This is a genomic window from Dyella ginsengisoli (assembly GCF_044904665.1).
In the GTDB taxonomy this organism is placed as follows: Bacteria; Pseudomonadota; Gammaproteobacteria; order Xanthomonadales; family Rhodanobacteraceae; genus Dyella_A; species Dyella_A ginsengisoli.
Genome location: NZ_JADIKM010000001.1, coordinates 310,676 through 325,430, shown reverse-complemented (window position 1 = coordinate 325,430; position 14,755 = coordinate 310,676). Strand labels below are relative to the sequence as shown.

General features: G+C 70.6%; 16 protein-coding genes. 5 read left to right on the top strand and 11 right to left on the bottom strand.

Annotated elements, in window-relative coordinates; genetic code table 11:
* Window positions 1-57: 57 nt before the first annotated feature.
* Complete coding sequence (gene gpmA, locus ISP17_RS01525) at window positions 58-801, bottom strand: 2,3-diphosphoglycerate-dependent phosphoglycerate mutase (protein WP_404629749.1); 744 nt, start codon at window positions 799-801, stop codon at window positions 58-60.
* 179 nt (window positions 802-980) lie between these two features.
* Here gpmA and ISP17_RS01520 point away from each other — a divergent pair, with 179 nt between their 5' ends.
* On the top strand, window positions 981-1,634 hold the full coding sequence (locus ISP17_RS01520) for a DUF4097 family beta strand repeat-containing protein (protein WP_404629748.1): 654 nt from the start codon (window positions 981-983) through the stop codon (window positions 1,632-1,634).
* A gap of 98 nt (window positions 1,635-1,732) precedes the next feature.
* Here ISP17_RS01520 and hemF read toward each other — a convergent pair whose 3' ends face one another.
* Window positions 1,733-2,635: an oxygen-dependent coproporphyrinogen oxidase gene (gene hemF, locus ISP17_RS01515; protein ID WP_404629747.1), complete on the bottom strand. Its 903-nt coding sequence runs from the start codon at window positions 2,633-2,635 to the stop codon at window positions 1,733-1,735.
* A gap of 50 nt (window positions 2,636-2,685) precedes the next feature.
* Window positions 2,686-3,387: a YdcF family protein gene (locus tag ISP17_RS01510; RefSeq protein ID WP_404629746.1), complete on the bottom strand. Its 702-nt coding sequence runs from the start codon at window positions 3,385-3,387 to the stop codon at window positions 2,686-2,688.
* 157 nt (window positions 3,388-3,544) lie between these two features.
* On the opposite strand from ISP17_RS01510, the gene ISP17_RS01505 reads away from it, so the two are divergent.
* The 4 genes from ISP17_RS01505 to ISP17_RS01490 all read left to right on the top strand — a co-directional run bounded on the left by ISP17_RS01505 (window position 3,545) and on the right by ISP17_RS01490 (window position 8,040).
* A complete protein-coding gene (locus ISP17_RS01505; protein WP_404629745.1) occupies window positions 3,545-4,750 on the top strand; it encodes a beta-ketoacyl-[acyl-carrier-protein] synthase family protein in 1,206 nt (401 codons plus the stop codon).
* Complete coding sequence (locus tag ISP17_RS01500) at window positions 4,747-5,544, top strand: beta-ketoacyl synthase chain length factor (protein ID WP_404629744.1); 798 nt, start codon at window positions 4,747-4,749, stop codon at window positions 5,542-5,544. Before ISP17_RS01505 ends, ISP17_RS01500 begins: the two co-directional genes overlap by 4 nt.
* Complete coding sequence (locus ISP17_RS01495) at window positions 5,541-6,290, top strand: glycosyltransferase family 2 protein (RefSeq protein ID WP_404629743.1); 750 nt, start codon at window positions 5,541-5,543, stop codon at window positions 6,288-6,290. Before ISP17_RS01500 ends, ISP17_RS01495 begins: the two co-directional genes overlap by 4 nt.
* A 154-nt stretch (window positions 6,291-6,444) precedes the next feature.
* Window positions 6,445-8,040: an NAD(P)/FAD-dependent oxidoreductase gene (locus ISP17_RS01490; RefSeq protein ID WP_404629742.1), complete on the top strand. Its 1,596-nt coding sequence runs from the start codon at window positions 6,445-6,447 to the stop codon at window positions 8,038-8,040.
* Window positions 8,041-8,076: 36 nt separating this feature from the next.
* Here ISP17_RS01490 and ISP17_RS01485 read toward each other — a convergent pair whose 3' ends face one another.
* Genes ISP17_RS01485 through ISP17_RS01450 form a run of 8 tightly spaced genes read right to left on the bottom strand, consistent with a single transcriptional unit; the run spans window position 8,077 to window position 14,687 of the window.
* On the bottom strand, window positions 8,077-8,583 hold the full coding sequence (locus ISP17_RS01485; protein ID WP_404629741.1) for a hypothetical protein: 507 nt from the start codon (window positions 8,581-8,583) through the stop codon (window positions 8,077-8,079).
* A gap of 59 nt (window positions 8,584-8,642) precedes the next feature.
* Window positions 8,643-9,380, bottom strand: coding sequence for a 3-oxoacyl-ACP reductase FabG (gene fabG, locus ISP17_RS01480; RefSeq protein WP_404629740.1), 738 nt, complete (start codon window positions 9,378-9,380; stop codon window positions 8,643-8,645).
* The gene (locus ISP17_RS01475) at window positions 9,373-9,819 is read right to left on the bottom strand and encodes a phosphotransferase (RefSeq protein WP_404629739.1); all 447 of its coding nucleotides are present in this window, start codon (window positions 9,817-9,819) and stop codon (window positions 9,373-9,375) included. The genes fabG and ISP17_RS01475 overlap by 8 nt, the downstream gene beginning before the upstream one ends.
* Window positions 9,803-12,160, bottom strand: coding sequence for an MMPL family transporter (locus ISP17_RS01470; protein ID WP_404631387.1), 2,358 nt, complete (start codon window positions 12,158-12,160; stop codon window positions 9,803-9,805). The genes ISP17_RS01475 and ISP17_RS01470 overlap by 17 nt, the downstream gene beginning before the upstream one ends.
* A 17-nt stretch (window positions 12,161-12,177) precedes the next feature.
* Complete coding sequence (locus ISP17_RS01465; protein ID WP_404629738.1) at window positions 12,178-12,825, bottom strand: LolA-related protein; 648 nt, start codon at window positions 12,823-12,825, stop codon at window positions 12,178-12,180.
* Window positions 12,743-13,702, bottom strand: a complete 960-nt coding sequence (locus tag ISP17_RS01460) for an LpxL/LpxP family acyltransferase (RefSeq protein ID WP_404629737.1) — start codon at window positions 13,700-13,702, stop codon at window positions 12,743-12,745. The genes ISP17_RS01465 and ISP17_RS01460 overlap by 83 nt, the downstream gene beginning before the upstream one ends.
* A complete protein-coding gene (locus ISP17_RS01455; protein ID WP_404629736.1) occupies window positions 13,699-14,001 on the bottom strand; it encodes a hydroxymyristoyl-ACP dehydratase in 303 nt (100 codons plus the stop codon). The genes ISP17_RS01460 and ISP17_RS01455 overlap by 4 nt, the downstream gene beginning before the upstream one ends.
* Window positions 13,998-14,687 carry a COG4648 family protein gene (locus ISP17_RS01450; protein WP_404629735.1) on the bottom strand — a complete coding sequence of 230 codons (690 nt, stop codon included), beginning with the start codon at window positions 14,685-14,687 and terminating at the stop codon, window positions 13,998-14,000. The genes ISP17_RS01455 and ISP17_RS01450 overlap by 4 nt, the downstream gene beginning before the upstream one ends.
* Window positions 14,688-14,755 lie beyond the last annotated feature (68 nt).

Genomic DNA, 14,755 nt, shown 5'->3' with positions numbered 1-14,755 from the left:
GTGCCTGCTGATAGCTGTCGCGAATGACGGCTGTCACTCCCGCGCGGGCCGCTCGGCCTACTTCGCCTTGCCCTGGTTGGCCACCGCGGCCATCTTGGCGGCGATCGCGTCGGCATCGCCCAGGTACTCGCGGCGGATCGGCCGCAGTTCGGCATCGAACTCGTAGACCAGCGGGATCCCGTTGGGGATGTTGACCTCGACGATGGCGTCGTCGGAGATGTTGTCCAGATACTTCACCAGCGCGCGCATCGAATTGCCGTGGGCCACCACCAGCACGCGCTGGCCGCTGCGGATCGCCGGCGCCAACATCTCGTGCCAGTACGGCAACACGCGGGCGACGGTGTCCTTGAGGCACTCGGTATCGGGAATCTGCGCCGGGTCCAGTCCCGCATAGCGCGGGTCATGCAGCGCTTCGTTGGCGCCGCGCTCCAGCGGCGGCGGCGGGACGTCGTAGCTGCGGCGCCAGATCTTCACCTGATCCTCGCCGTACTTGGCGGCAGTCTCGGCCTTGTTGAGGCCGGTCAGCGCGCCGTAGTGGCGCTCGTTGAGGCGCCAGTCGGTGAGCACCGGAATCCACATCTGGTCCAGCGCCTCCTGCACCCCCCACAGCGTGCGCACACAGCGCTTGAGCACCGAGGTATGCGCCACGTCGAACTGGAAGCCCGCCTGCTTCAGCGCAGCGCCTGCTTCCCTGGCCTCGGCGATGCCCTGCGGGGTCAGGTCGACGTCGGCCCAGCCACTGAAACGGTTGTCGAGGTTCCACTGGGATTGGCCGTGGCGGATCAGGACGAGCTTGTGCATGGTGATGGCGACGCGCGGGGAAAGGGAAAATGGTGAAGGGCGCCGACCCACCCGTCAAATCGCGCCCCTGCCAGAGGTCACGTAAACCGCCGTCGCTCCGGCCGCATCTATGGTCTCGTTGTGTCCCCCGCGGCAGGCCGCCGACGCGCCCTCCGCCCTGTCATGCCAAGGAGATTCCCATGCGCCGCACCCTGCTTGCCTTCGCCCTCGTCCTCGCCATCCAGCCGCTTGCCGCCGCCGCGCAGGACGACATCGACAAGGTCAACGGTTCCGTCCACGTCGAGGCCGGCCAGCAGGTCGGCGACGCCAGCACGGTCAATGGCTCGGTGCACGTGGAAGACGGCGCCAGCGTGCACAAGGCCAGCACGGTCAACGGCGCGGTGGAGCTGGGTGACAAGGCCCAGGCCAGCGAGATCGGCACGGTCAACGGCGCGGTGTCACTCGGCGAAGGTGCCCGCGTGAGCGGCAAGGTGGAGGCAGTGAACGGCAGCATCCGGCTGGACAAGGGCGCCGAGATCGGCGGCCGCGCCTCCAACGTCAATGGCGCGATCACGCTCGACGCCGCCCACGTGGCCGGCGGGCTGGGCACCGTCAGCGGCGACATCACGGTGGGGGCCAGCTCGCACGTGGAAGGCGGCATCCTGGTGGACAAGCCCGGCGGCTGGTTCCACTTCAATGCGCAGCGTCCGCCGCACGTGGTGATCGGGCCGCACGCGGTGGTGCAGGGCACGCTGGAGTTTCGCCGCGAGGTGGTGCTCGAGGTCAGCGACAGCGCGCAGATCGGCCCGGTGAAGGGCGCCACGCCGGTGACGTTCCACGGCGACGCACCCTGAGAGCAGATTAGAGAGAGTGGAGAGGAGTGAGCAGTGAGAGAAAGCCGGAGTCCGGTAGACGTTGCGCTCCTCGCTCCTCTTCCCTCACTCCTCAGCTTTCACACCCAGTCGCGCGGCACCAGGTAATCGGCCAGCCGCGCCTCGGCGCTGCCCGGTTCGGGCGTGTACCCGTATTCGAAGCGCACCCGCGGCGGCAGGCTCATCAGGATCGACTCGGTGCGTCCGCCCGACTGCAGGCCGAACAGCGTGCCGCGATCCCACACCAGGTTGAACTCCACGTAGCGGCCGCGGCGATAGAGCTGGAACTCGCGCTCGCGCTCGCCGTACGGGGTGTCCCTGCGCCGTTCGACGATCGGCAGATAGGCGTCGAGGAATCCCTGCCCCACCGCCTGGGTCAGCGCGAAGCAGCGCTCGAAGCCGCCCTCGTTGAGGTCGTCATAGAACAGACCACCCACGCCGCGCGTCTCGCCGCGGTGCTTGAGATAGAAGTATTCGTCGCACCAGCGCTTGTAGCGGGCGTAGACGTCGTCGCCGTACGGCGCGCAGGCGTCGCGCGCCACTGTGTGCCAGTGCAACACGTCCTCGTCCACCGGATAGAACGGGGTGAGGTCGAAGCCGCCGCCGAACCACCACACCGGCTCGACACCCTCCTTGCTCGCCTCGAAATAGCGCACGTTGGCGTGCGTGGTCGGCACGTGGGGGTTCTTCGGATGCAGCACCAGCGACACGCCGGTGGCGACGAAGCTGCCGCCGACCAGTTCCGGCCGGTGCGCGGTGGCGCTGGGCGGCAGCTGGTGGCCGTACACACGCGAAAAGTTCACCCCGGCCTGCTCGAACACGGCACCATCGCGCAGCACCCGGGTGCGACCGCCGCCGCCCGCTTCGCGCGTCCATGCGTCCTCGACGAAACGCGCGCCGCCGTCTGCGGCTTCGACGGCTGCACAGATGCGGTCCTGCAGTTCGCGCAGAAAGGCTTCGGCGCGTTCGGCCTGCTCGCTCATCGCTGGATCACCCGTATCGGAAAGACGCGAAGCTTAGCAAGCCGGTCACGTCAGCCGATGCGAGAGGCCATGCGCGTGTGGCCGATCAGGGTCGCCCAGCGCACGCCCAGATCGATCCACATCAGGTAGGCCGATTCCAGCAGCAGCAGGCGCAGCGCGCGCGGGGTGAGGTGCAGGCGCGGCTCGGCGGCGATCGGCACGCTGGCAAAACCGAGCCGGCGCGCCAGCAGCTGGCAACGCGCAAGGTGATAGCGGCTGGTGACCAGCGCCACCGGCGGCAACGGGGCGGACGCATCGTCACCACGCAGCAACCCGCGCGCCTGGCGCAGGTTCTCCAGCGAATCGGTGGACTCGTGCTCCAGCTGCACCGCGACCTCGCGAGGCAGTCCTTCGCGCAGCAGCCAGCGATGCCCGGCGGACGCCTCGCTGATCGAACTGCCGCTCGCGCCGCCCAGCAGCATCAGGCGCTCGGCCAGCGCCTCGCGGGCCAGGGCCAGCGCGCGGCGCAGGCGATGGCGATAGTCCTCCTCCGGCTCGTCGTGCTCCAGCCGGCGACCGAACACCAGCACCACCATCGGCGCCGGCGGCCGCAGCGGGCTGCGCCACGCCAGGCGCAGCACGTGCGCGAGGTAGCCCACGAACACCAGGCCGCCGCTGAGCGCCAGCGCAAGCACGCTCACCAGCGCCGCGTGCCAGACGTCGAGGTCGGCCAGGTAGCGTTGCAGGCGGGAGGGCGGCGAAGCGGCAGGCAAGGGCAGTGATCCGTAACGGGGGACGTGCCAGTTTGGGCAGTCCCGCACGAAGGGGCAATGCGTGCGCGGCGATGCCGCAGTCGCGCATCGTCCCGGGCCGTGGCCCGCGGAACCGCTGTGGCTAGGCAAGCCCGGGTGGCACGGCTAGGCTTTCCGGATGCCTGATCCGATTGCCCCTCTCGCGGTCTCCGCGTACACCGCCACATCCGCGCTCGGCCATGGACTGCAGGCGCATCTGGACGCGCTGCTGGCCGAACGCAGCGGCTTGCGCCCCAACGCGTTCTCCAGCGCACCGCTGCCGTGCTGGATCGGCCAGGTCGACGGCGTCGAGAGCGCGCCGCTGCCCGAGGCGCTGGCCGCGTGGGAATGCCGCAACAACCGGCTGGCCTGGCTGGGCCTGAACCAGGACGGCTTTCTCGACCGCGTCGCCGCGGCCCGCTCCCGCTATGGCGCCGGGCGCATCGCGCTGATGCTTGGCACCTCCACCGCCAGCATCGGCGCTACCGAAGAGGGTTACCGTCGGCTGGATCCGGACGGCGGCCTGCCCGACGACCTGCTTCGCCCGGCCATCCACGCGCCGCACTCGCTGTGCGCGTTCGTGGCCGAGGCGCTGGGCATCGAGGGACCGTGCCTCACCGTGTCCACCGCCTGCTCGTCCAGCGCCAAGGTGTTCGCCAACGCCGAGCGGCTGATCCGCCTCGGGCTGGTCGATGCGGCCGTGGTCGGGGGCGTGGACACCTTGTGCGACAGCGTGCTGTTCGGCTTCAACGCGCTGGAGCTGGTTTCACCAGAACCGTGCCAGCCGTTCGACGCCAACCGCCGCGGCATCTCGATCGGCGAGGCGGCGGGCTTCGCCCTGCTCGAACGCGTGGACGCGGCGCCTGCTGCGCCGCGCCTGCTCGGCTACGGCGAGTCCACCGATGCACACCACATGTCCACGCCCCATCCGGAAGGCCTGGGCGCCGAGCTGGCGCTGCACGATGCGCTCGCGCGCGCCGGCATCACCGCCGAACAGGTCGACTACATCAACCTGCACGGCACGGCGAGCATGAAGAATGACGAGGTGGAGGCCGCGCTGGTAAGCCGCGCCTTCGGCGCGCGCACGCGCGCCAGCTCCACCAAGGGTTTTACCGGCCACACGCTGGGCGCGGCCGGCATCGTGGAAGCGGCCATCACCCTGCTTGCCCTGCGCGAAGGGCTGGTGCCGGGCAACCTCGGCGGCCACAACCCGGATCCTGACTGCGGTCCGCAGTTCGCCTGGCACAACGAGCGCCGCCCGCTGCGCATCGCGCTCAGCAACTCGTTCGGCTTCGGCGGCAACAACGCCTGCCTCGCCTTCGCCCGCGCGGAGGCCGCCGCATGAGCGCGCTGCACGTCGCCATCGAAGGCCTCGGCCTGTGGACGCCGCAGTTGGGCAACGTGGATGCGCTGCGCGCGCTGCTGGCCGGTACGCCCGTGGCGCCGCCGCCGACACGTCCCGCGGCCGCCACGCTGCCGGCGAACGAGCGCCGCCGCGCGCCGGAGAGCGTGCTGCTGGCCACCGAGGTGGCCGACCAGGCGGTAGCTATGAGCGGCCGCGCAGCGAGCGAACTGGCCTGCGTGTTCACCTCCAGCCACGGCGACCAGGCGATCACCGACTACATGTGTGCCACGCTGGCGACCGCGCCTAACGAGCTGTCGCCGACAAAGTTCCACAACTCGGTGCACAACGCGCCGGTCGGCTACTGGACCATCGCCACCGGCTGCCATGCCGCATCCACCGCGGTCTGCGCGCACGCGCTGAGCTTCGGCGCGGGACTGCTCGAAGCGGTCAGCCTGGTGCTGGCCGATCAACGGCCGGTGCTGCTGGTGTGCAGCGACATCGCCGGCAGCGGCCCGCTGCGCGAGGTCACCGGGTGCGAGCAGTCGTTCGGCGCGGCGGTGGTGCTGGCGCCCGTGTCGAACGCGTCGGCGCTGGCAACGCTCACGCTGCGGCTGTCATCCGGCCGCGATGGAACCGCCGGCGCACTGCCCGAACCGCTGGCAAGCGTGCGCGCCGGCAATCCCGCCGCGGGCGCGCTCGACCTGCTGATACCACTGCTGCGCGGCGCCGCGCATGCCCGCCTCGCCGCCTCGCCTTCGATGGAACTGGATCTGGACATGGAGTATCCCGCTTGAACGATCTGCCTCGATGGTGCGTGCTGATCCCCTGCCTGAACGAGGAGGCGGCGATCGAGTCGGTGGTGCGCTCGGTGCTGGCGCTGGACGCGCCGATGATCGTGATCGACGACGGCTCCGACGACCGCACGCCGGAGCTGGTGGCGCAACTGCCGGTCACGCTGATTCGCCACGCCACGCGACACGGCAAAGGCGAGGCGCTGCGCAGCGGCTTCCGCGAGGCGTTACGCCAGGGCTACGAGGCCGTACTGACGATGGACGGCGACGGCCAGCACCTGGCCAGTGACATCCCGCGCCTGCTCGCCGCGGCGCAGCGCTATCCCCGGCACATCGTGATCGGCGCGCGCCTGCTCGACCGCGAGCAGCAGCCGACGGGTCGCCGCCGCGCCAACGGCGTGGCCGACTGGGGCATCTCGTGGGCCTGTGCGCAGCCGGTGGTCGACACGCAGAGCGGCCAGCGCTGGTATCCGCGCGACGCGCTGGCGCTGGTCGACCTGCCCGCGGAGAACTTCGTGTTCGAGGCTGCGATCCTGATCGCCGCGGCGCGCGAGAAGGGCCTGGGCGTGGTCTCGGTGCCGATCGCCTCGCGCTACCACGGCACCTTCCGGCTCAGCCACTTCAAGCCGGTGCGCGACGTCACCCGGATCACCACCTACACCATCGGCCGCGTGGTGCACTACGGCGACATCGTGGCGAGCTACCGCCGCTCGCGCGCCAGCGCGCCGATCGTGCTGAACGACGTCTAGTACGTTCCCGATCGATCCGACGCGCGCGTCCGCGCGGCCCGGCTCGATGCCGTCGCAGGATACGGCCCGCACGGCACGTCGCCTTCACGTCGCACAGGCTGCAGCGATCCGCCCATGCGTGCACAATCGGGGCGGACTCCGGGAAGGGATGCACATGGGCGACACGACGCACGATGCGGTGATCCTGGGCGGCGGGCTGGCCGGACTGTGCCTGGCGCTGCAGCTGCGCGATGCGTTTCCCGACATGGACATCGTGGTGCTGGAGCGCCGCGCGCATCCGCTGCCGGAGGCAGCGCACAAGGTCGGCGAATCCACCGTGGAGATCGGCGCGCATTACCTCGCGCACACGCTGGGCCTGCGCACGCATCTGGAAGACGCGCACATCCGCAAGTTCGGCTTCCGCTTTTTCTTCAGCGACGGCCGCAGCGATCTTGAAGAAGTCACCGAGCTGGGTGTGCGCGAGGTGCTGCCCACGCCGAGCTACCAGATCGACCGCGGCATCTTCGAAAACTTTCTCGGCGAGGAGGCGCGTCGGCGCGGCATCGATTTCCGCGACGACGTGCGCGTGACCGCCTTCACGCTTGGCACCCAAGGCACGCTGCATCGCGTGCGCTGCACAGATGCCGCGGGCACCGAGCGCGCACTCGACGCGCGCTGGCTGCTCGACGCCTCCGGCCGCGCCGGCATGATCCGGCACAAGCTCGAGCTCACCCGCGACAACGGCCACCACGCCAACGCCGTGTGGTTCCGGCTGGACGACCGCCTCGCCATCGACGGCTGGTGCGACGACGCCGAATGGCAGGGTCGCTGCACGCCCGCCGAGCGCTGGCGCTCGACCAACCACCTGTGCGGCCCGGGCTACTGGACCTGGCTGATCCCGTTGGCGTCGGGCGCGCACTCGATAGGCATCGTGGCGGATGCGGCGATGCACCCGATCGAATCGATGAACACCTTCGAACGCGCGCAGGAATGGTTGGCCCAGCACCAGCCGGCGCTCGCGCGCGAAGTAGCGCAGCGGCAGCACAAGCTGCTCGACTTCGCCTTCTTCCGCGACTACTCCTACGGCTGCGCGCGCATGTTCAGCGCCGATCGCTGGGCGCTCACCGGCGAGGCCGGTGCGTTCCTCGATCCGTTCTACTCGCCCGGCACCGACTTCATCGCCATCACCAACACCTACATCACCGAGCTGATCCGGCACGATCGTGAGGGCAAGCCCGTGGCGCCCTACGCGCGGCTGTACGAGCGGCTGTTCTTCTCGTTTTACGAGAGCACGCTGGCGCTGTATCGCCACCAGTACCCGCTGCTGGGTAACGCCGAGGTCATGCCGATCAAGGTGATCTGGGACTACGCCTACTACTGGGGCGTGCTGTGCCAGCTGGTGTTCCAGGAGCGCCTCACCGACGCGGCGCTGTTCGCCGAACTGGCGGATGAACTGGAAACCGCGCGCGCGCTCAACGAGCGCATGCAGGCGTTCTTCGGTCGCTGGCATGCCGCATCGCACGGGCGCAACCCGCGCGCCATGCTCGACCAGGGCGAGCTGCCCTGGTTCGCCGCGATGAACGCCACACTGCACGATGCGCTGGATGACACCGGCGTGCGCACGCGCCTGCGTGAAAACGTGGCGCTTCTGCAAGGTTTGGCCGCCACCATCGTGAAGCGCGCGGCGGGTGACGCGGGTGAGTCAATGCGCGAGACGATGGACGATCTCGCCGGTCACGCGGAGTCTCCTGAGCTTTTTCGCGCCGCCTGAGCGCGGACCGGGTTCGCGCCCGGTCGCGCGTTCGCCTTACTCCAGATCGCCGAGCTGGCTGCCCTTGGCTGGTTGCACCAGCCACTGGGCGATGTCCTTGCCGAGCGCCTTGACGGTGCGTCCGAGCACGGAGCACGAGCCCTTGAAACCGCCGAACGCGCCGCCCATCGAGTTGCGCCGTCCGGTGAAGTCACCGATTTCCTTGCCGTCCTGGTAGAGCTTGCCGCGCACGGTGGTGGACTTGTGGTGGCCGATGAAGGCATTGCCGTCGGAGGAGGCGTCCACGATTTCCATCACCAGCACGCGCCCCGGCGTCGTCGCATCGACCTGCGGTGCAAACGACACCTCGGTGTGGTTCTCGCGCGCGTACTCGCGCACGAAGTCCGGAAGCTGCTCGGTGAGCTTGCACTCGCGCTTGACCGCTCCGGCCACCAGCGCGCCGTCGGCATACGGCACCGGACGCTGCACCGTAACCGTGTCGGCGGCGTGGGCGATCGACACCGCGCCGCAGAACAAGGCGGCGGAAAACATGAGGTAACGCATGATGACTCCCTGTACAGGACCCCCTTGGTCCCGCCAGCGAGTATGCCGCAGTGGACGACTCAGCCCATGCCGCCGTTGACGCCGATCACCTGGCCGTTGATATAGCCGGCGGCGTCCGAGCACAGGAAGGCGACCAGGGCGGCGACTTCCTCCGGCTTGCCGGCGCGCTGCGCGGGCACCATCTCGCGGATCCGCTCGGGCGGAAAATCCTCGCCGATCATCTTGCCTTCGATGATGCCCGGCGCCACCACGTTGGCGGTGATGCCGCGCGAGGCCATCTCGCGCGCCAGCGATTTGCTGGCGCCGTGCAGCGCCGCCTTGGCCGCCGCGTAGTTGGTCTGCCCGCGATTGCCGACCACCGCCGCCACCGAGCTGATCGACACCACGCGGCCGAAACGCGCGCGCGCCATCGGCAGCAGCAGCGGCTGGGTGACATGGAAGAAACCGTGCAGCGACACGCCGATCACGCGGTGCCAGGCGTCGTCGGTCATGCCGGCCATCGGCATGTCTTCATGCACGCCGGCGTTGTTGACCACGGTGTGGATTGCACCGTCGGCGAGGAGCGACTCCAGCGCCGCGCGGGTGGCCGCCGCGTCGGCGACATCGAACGCCACCGCCTGCGCACAGCCGCCCGCCTCGCGAATCGCGGCAGCGACCGCCTCGGCGCGTTCGAGGCCGCGGTTGGCGTGCACGATCACGTGGTAGCCGGACGCGGCCAGCGCGAGGCAGATCGCGCCACCGAGATCGCCGCTGCCACCGGTGACGAGGGCGCGACGGGAGGGCTTTGCATCAGTCATGGCTTGGCTCCCGGGGATGGATCACGGCGGCGCGGCCGCTGGCCAGCACGCGCCCGCCTTGTTCGACGCGGAACGCGTACTGCGCACCGGCATCGTCGGCGAACAGACATTCGGCATGGACGTCCAGACGGCCACCACTGGCGTCCACGTGTTCGACCGCCAACTGCACGTCGCGCAGGCTGACCAGGCGGCCCGGCTTCACGGCCGTGGCGCCCTGCGCGCGATCGCGCAGGGCGCCGTGCACGGCCATCGCCTGCGCACCGTATTCGGCCAGGTGCACCGCATGAAGGCCTTCGGGGCCACGCAGTGGGTTGTCGACACGGGCGTGGCTTTCGCTCACTGCGTGGATGGTGGTGGCATCCCAGGCCAGCACGCTATCGAGCAGGCACATGCCGCCGGCATGGGGAATCAGCGGGGTGAACTCAGTCCTGTCGAGCATGCGGCGCCATCAGGATCGAGAGGCAGAAGTGGAAGGCCACGCCCAGGCTCACCGTGAGCCCGATCGCGCGCAGCACCGGAATGCTCGCCCATGCCAGCATGCCGAACACCAGCAGCGCGGACGCCACGCACACCAGGGTGGCGTGCAGGGTGCGGCGCTGCTCGGCCGGGTCGCCGGTCTCGCGCTCGAAGAACAGGGCGTAGTGCAGGCCCAGCCCACCGGCGAGGATCAACGCGATGAGGTGGAACAGCGAGATCTCGATGCCGGCCATGCGCTCCACCGCCAGCACCAGGAAGGTGGCCAGCGTCATCGGCGCCAGAACGTGCCAGGCGCGCCGCACGCTGCGCAGCGACAGCGTGATGGTGAGCACCAGCAACAGCGTGGCCACGCCCAGCGCCTGCAGTATGCGCACGCGATACGCGGCGACCAGCGATTCGGCCGCGCCCTTCATGTCGAGCAGGCGCACGCCGCCGCCCTGCGCGGCCGCCATCGCCTCGATCGCCGCCACGTCGTGCACGCCGCTCACCGTGCCCAGCCCCAGCCAGTGGTCGCCGCGATGCATCAGCATGGCGGCCAGCCGCTGGCCCAGCGGGCCCTGGGCATAGCGCTCCGGCGTGAGCAGCGGCGCCGTGCGGGCGGTCTCCACGTCGTCGACGAATGGCGCAAACAGGTCCGATCGGAACGGCAGGCCGTCGGCTGCCCTGGCCAGCGCGGCCTGCAACGTGGCGCGATCGGGCAGCCGCGCCTGGCGCGCGCGCTGGGTGGCTTCGCTGGGCAGGTACTTCGACGGCAGCTCGATCGCATCCACGGCGTGGCGCGCCACCAGCGCGTCGATCGCGGGCTCGAGCCGCTCCGAAGCGGCCAGCACGCCCTGCTCGGTGGGTGCCTGGATCAGCAGCAGGTAGCGTACGTCGGGCGCGCCCAGCGCCTCGCGCAGGCGCGCGTCGCGCGCCAGCAGGTCGGTGGGCAGCGGGGTGAGCGCGGCGAGGTTGTTCTGCCAGAACGGCCCGGGCGCGAAAGCCAGCATCAGCACGGTGGCCACGGCCACCACCAGCGGCACCCAGCGCGGGCGCGGCAGGCGGTCAACCCAATGGCGCGCCTTGATCAGCCACGGCATGCCGGCCACGTCGCGCACCTGCGCCGGCAGCAGGTGCGGCAGCAGGTAGCGCGTGCTGAAGCCGGCCACCAGCAGGCCGGTGATGGTGAACACGGCGAGCTGCTTCAGGCCGTTCACGCCCGAGGCGTAGAAGGCGAGGTAGGCGATGCACGCCGAGGCGATCGCGGTGAGCAGCAGCGGCCACAGCTGGCGCACGCTGGCCAGCGCATCCTCGCCGGCGCGGCGATGGCTGAGCAGGCGGATCGGGTACTCCTGCGCCACGCCCAGCAGGGTGAAGCCAAACGCCAGCGTGATGCCGTGCACCTGCGGGTACACCAGCACCAGCGCGGCCATGCCGGCCAGCGCGGCACTGGCCACCGGCAGCGCGCCAAGCAGCAGCGAGCGAACGCTGCGGTAAGCCAGCAACAACAGCGCGATGAAACCCACGGTGGAGATGCGACCGATCCAGTCCGCCTGCGCGCGGGTCTGCGCATTCACCACCACGCTGAAGTAGCCCGGACCGCTCAGCGTGAGCGTGGCCGCCTCGTGCTGCGGCAGGCGCGCGAACGCCGCGCGGATGCCGTCGATGGCCTGCTGCTGCGCGTCCGGGTCGAAGCCCGCCGCCTGCGTCTGCACCAGCAGCAGCGCCTCGTTCTGCGGCGAGAACCACACGCCTTCGCGCGTCTCGGGGGATTTGGGCGGCGACCAGCGCTGCGCCAGCTTGAGCACTTCCAGCGTGGGATCGCGCGGCAGCAGATCCTTGAGCAATACCGCGGCCGGCGAGGACAGATCGTCCAGCCGCTGGTCGAGCTGGTCGGCGAGATAGGCCTCGTCCAGCGGCTGCGTGTCCAGCGTGGGCGAGAGCAGGTAGCGATACGGCAGCAGCGTCGGATCGAGCGCGCCCAGATCGAAGCTGCCGTTGAGCACTTGGCGGTAGCGCGCATCGTGCTTGAGCGCGGCGGCCAGCCCCTGGCTGAGCGCGGCCAGCGCGGCGTCCCGTTGCGCCGGCGCGGCGCAGGCCGAGGCCGGTGCATGGCAACGCGCCTCGATCGCCAGCAGCAGCAGCCGCGAGCCGGGGCCATCGCCCACCTGCTCCATCAGCAGGCGCTGGTCGGGGGTGGTGGGCGCGGGCATGAAGCTGCGCAGGTCGGTGCTGATCTGCAGCCGGTGCGCCACCAGCGCGCCGAGTCCGCCCAGCGCCAGCAGCCAGCCCGCCAGCAACGCGAGCCGTGCACCGGGCCGCATGCCCTGCGGTGCGCCGCTCAAGGCGCGGGCTGCTGGCACAGCGCCGCGAGTGCGTCGCGGGTGGGCGCCGCGGGCATCTTCGCCGCCAGCGGGCCGAGCAGGTCGATCGCCACGTCGCCGTCGGACTCCTGCATCACCATGCAGCGCGGTTCGTCAGCCTGGCCGTCGATGCGGATGCTGGCCACCTTGCTGGCGACACGCGCGTCGCGCGGCGTGAGGGTGAGCGTCCAGCGCGCGGTGTCGCTGCCGCTGCGCTCGATCTGGAACGCCTCGGCCAGCCGCGCGGAATCGCCGCTCAGCAGCGCGGTGAAGCTATCCAGCAGGCCCTGCAGCTGCGGCGCGTGCTTGAGCGAGAAGTGCCGCGCGGAGCGACCGGCACGCTCCTGCGTGACCTCACCGTCGGCGATCGTGAAGCGCTCCGCCCGCGGCGCGGTGATGGTGCGCTGCAGCCGGTTGTCGCCGAGCCAGGCCAGTTCGCCGGAAACCACCAGCGGGCGATCCAGCAGCTTCATGAAGCGCGCCTCCGCGAACGCGGTACTCGCGGGCGCGGGCCGCCCCAGCGAGGCGATCAGCGCCTGCGCGTCAGGCGCTGGCGTGCTGGCCCACGTCGGCAGGCTGGCCAGCCCCGCCAGCAGGAACGCGCAGATCTTGCTGCCAGAAGTCATAGAAGTTGAACCAGTTGTAGGGGGCGAGGTGGGCGTAATGGTCGAGCCGCGCGGCGTAATGGGCGATGAGCGCGTCCAGCGCCGGGCCGCGCTGGTTGCGCGGAATCACCACGCGCTCGGCCACCGGCTCGAACACCAGCCGGTAACGCTTGCCGCCCAGGTACAGGCCAAAGCACAACATGACCGGCACCTGCAGCGCGTGTGCCAGCAGCCACGGCCCCACCGGGAACGGCGCCGGCCGGCCCAGGAACGACGCGTGGCGCAAGGTCTCGTGGTCACGGCCGCGATCGGCCAGCAGCGCCACCAGCGCGCCTTGCTGGCAGGCTTCGGCCAGCGCCAGGGTGATCGAGGTGCCGTCCTGCGAGGCGTCGATGACGCTGGCGCCCACCTCCGGCGCCAGCGCTTCGAGCAGTTCGGTCATCGCCGGTGTCTTCTGCTTGTCCAGCACGACCCGCAGCGGCACGTCGGGACGCCGCGCGCCGATCGCCCGGAGCGCCTCGAAGCTGCCGTGGTGCGAGCCGAGCAGCAGGACGCCGCGGCCCAGCGCGATCTGCGCATCGAGCAGGTCCAGGCCCTGCGTCTCGATCTCGAACGCGCGATCACCGTAGGCGAGCAGGTAGACGCGATCCATGGTGATCGCGGCGAAGCAGTGCAGGTGGCGGAACACCTCGCGCCGCGTCGGCGCGCGGCCGAGCACGCGGGCCAGGTACTGCCGCGAGGCCTGCCGCTCGGGCCGTCGGCGCACGTAGAAGTAGGCCGTGATCGGATACAGGAACAGCCGCGCGAAGCGGCGTCCGCACAGCAGCGCGATGGAGCGGATCAGCCACAGCGCGAAGCGTCCGCCACCCTCGGGCCGGCTCTGCCAGTGCTCGGTCATGCGCGCGCTCCTTCCACCGCGCCGCGCGCCAGCAGCTCGCCGTCGCGGCGGATCTCGAAGCGCACGCGGTCGCCCGCTTCGCTCAGGGTGAGCGCGGCCGACTCGCCCGGCAGCAGCGGCGCCACGAACTTGGCTTCGGCCACACGGGCGAGGCGCTCATCGCGCCACGCGCGCAGCGCCATCGCCACCTGCTCCAGCATCACCACGCCGGGTACCAGCGGGTGCCCGGGGAAATGTCCCGGCAACGCGGGATGCGTCGGCGGAACGGCAAAGGTCGTCTGGTAAGCATCGGCAGTCATCGGTGACGGTCCGTGCCGTGCAGCAGCTGCGGCCAGCGCTGCATCATCTGCAGCGCCTGGGCGTGCAGCCCGGGGTGTTGGACGTGACGCAGGTGCCAGCGGCGGAATGCGTATTCCAGGGCGAAGGCCAGCGGGATCAGCAGATAGCCGCCCACGTGCTGGTAAGCCAGCGCCCAGCGCGGCAAGTCACCGGCATCGAACAGGCCGCGCAGCAACAGCGCGGCGAGGATCAGCGCCTGCAGCGCGAGCAGGGCGGTCCAGAACACGGTGACGCCGCGCGCATAGCGGGCGACGCCGGGCTGGGCCAGCTGCGCCTCGCCTTCCAGCACGCGGATAAAACGCGCCACGCGCGGCTCGCGGCCCGCGCGCAGCGAGCTGCCGAACCACAGCGCCAGTCCGGCGAGGATGAGCAGGGGGACGGCATCGAGCAGGCGATCGGTGAGTCCGATCGATGCCAGGCCCACGGCAACAAGCACGGCCGCGCCCCAGCCCACCCACGCGCGCGGCGTGCCGGCGACCAGGCGCGGCAGCATCCAAAGCGTGAGCAGCAGCAGCAGGGCCGCCAGCGAGAGCGCGGCGCGGTGGGTCACCGCCCCGGCGATCGCCAGCACCGGATACAGCGGCAGCAGCGCCAGCGTGGCGCGGCGCAGCGGAAGCTCGTGGGCAGGCATCGCACGTTCACTCATGGACGCAGTCGATCGCGGCGACGGGCCGTGCCGGACGGAGCGACATCACGCGTGCGCGATGCCGTGGC

What these genes read in the sequence shown, in the direction of transcription:
- gpmA (WP_404629749.1), bottom strand. Translation starts at nt 801, where the DNA reads ATGCACAAGCTCGTCCTGATCCGCCACGGCCAATCCCAGTGGAACCTC.
- ISP17_RS01520 (WP_404629748.1), top strand. Translation starts at nt 981, where the DNA reads ATGCGCCGCACCCTGCTTGCCTTCGCCCTCGTCCTCGCCATCCAGCCG.
- hemF (WP_404629747.1), bottom strand. Translation starts at nt 2,635, where the DNA reads ATGAGCGAGCAGGCCGAACGCGCCGAAGCCTTTCTGCGCGAACTGCAG.
- ISP17_RS01505 (WP_404629745.1), top strand. Translation starts at nt 3,545, where the DNA reads ATGCCTGATCCGATTGCCCCTCTCGCGGTCTCCGCGTACACCGCCACA.
- ISP17_RS01500 (WP_404629744.1), top strand. Translation starts at nt 4,747, where the DNA reads ATGAGCGCGCTGCACGTCGCCATCGAAGGCCTCGGCCTGTGGACGCCG.
- ISP17_RS01490 (WP_404629742.1), top strand. Translation starts at nt 6,445, where the DNA reads ATGGGCGACACGACGCACGATGCGGTGATCCTGGGCGGCGGGCTGGCC.
- ISP17_RS01485 (WP_404629741.1), bottom strand. Translation starts at nt 8,583, where the DNA reads ATGCGTTACCTCATGTTTTCCGCCGCCTTGTTCTGCGGCGCGGTGTCG.
- fabG (WP_404629740.1), bottom strand. Translation starts at nt 9,380, where the DNA reads ATGACTGATGCAAAGCCCTCCCGTCGCGCCCTCGTCACCGGTGGCAGC.
- ISP17_RS01475 (WP_404629739.1), bottom strand. Translation starts at nt 9,819, where the DNA reads ATGCTCGACAGGACTGAGTTCACCCCGCTGATTCCCCATGCCGGCGGC.
- ISP17_RS01470 (WP_404631387.1), bottom strand. Translation starts at nt 12,160, where the DNA reads ATGCGGCCCGGTGCACGGCTCGCGTTGCTGGCGGGCTGGCTGCTGGCG.
- ISP17_RS01465 (WP_404629738.1), bottom strand. Translation starts at nt 12,825, where the DNA reads ATGACTTCTGGCAGCAAGATCTGCGCGTTCCTGCTGGCGGGGCTGGCC.
- ISP17_RS01460 (WP_404629737.1), bottom strand. Translation starts at nt 13,702, where the DNA reads ATGACCGAGCACTGGCAGAGCCGGCCCGAGGGTGGCGGACGCTTCGCG.
- ISP17_RS01455 (WP_404629736.1), bottom strand. Translation starts at nt 14,001, where the DNA reads ATGACTGCCGATGCTTACCAGACGACCTTTGCCGTTCCGCCGACGCAT.
- ISP17_RS01450 (WP_404629735.1), bottom strand. Translation starts at nt 14,687, where the DNA reads ATGAGTGAACGTGCGATGCCTGCCCACGAGCTTCCGCTGCGCCGCGCC.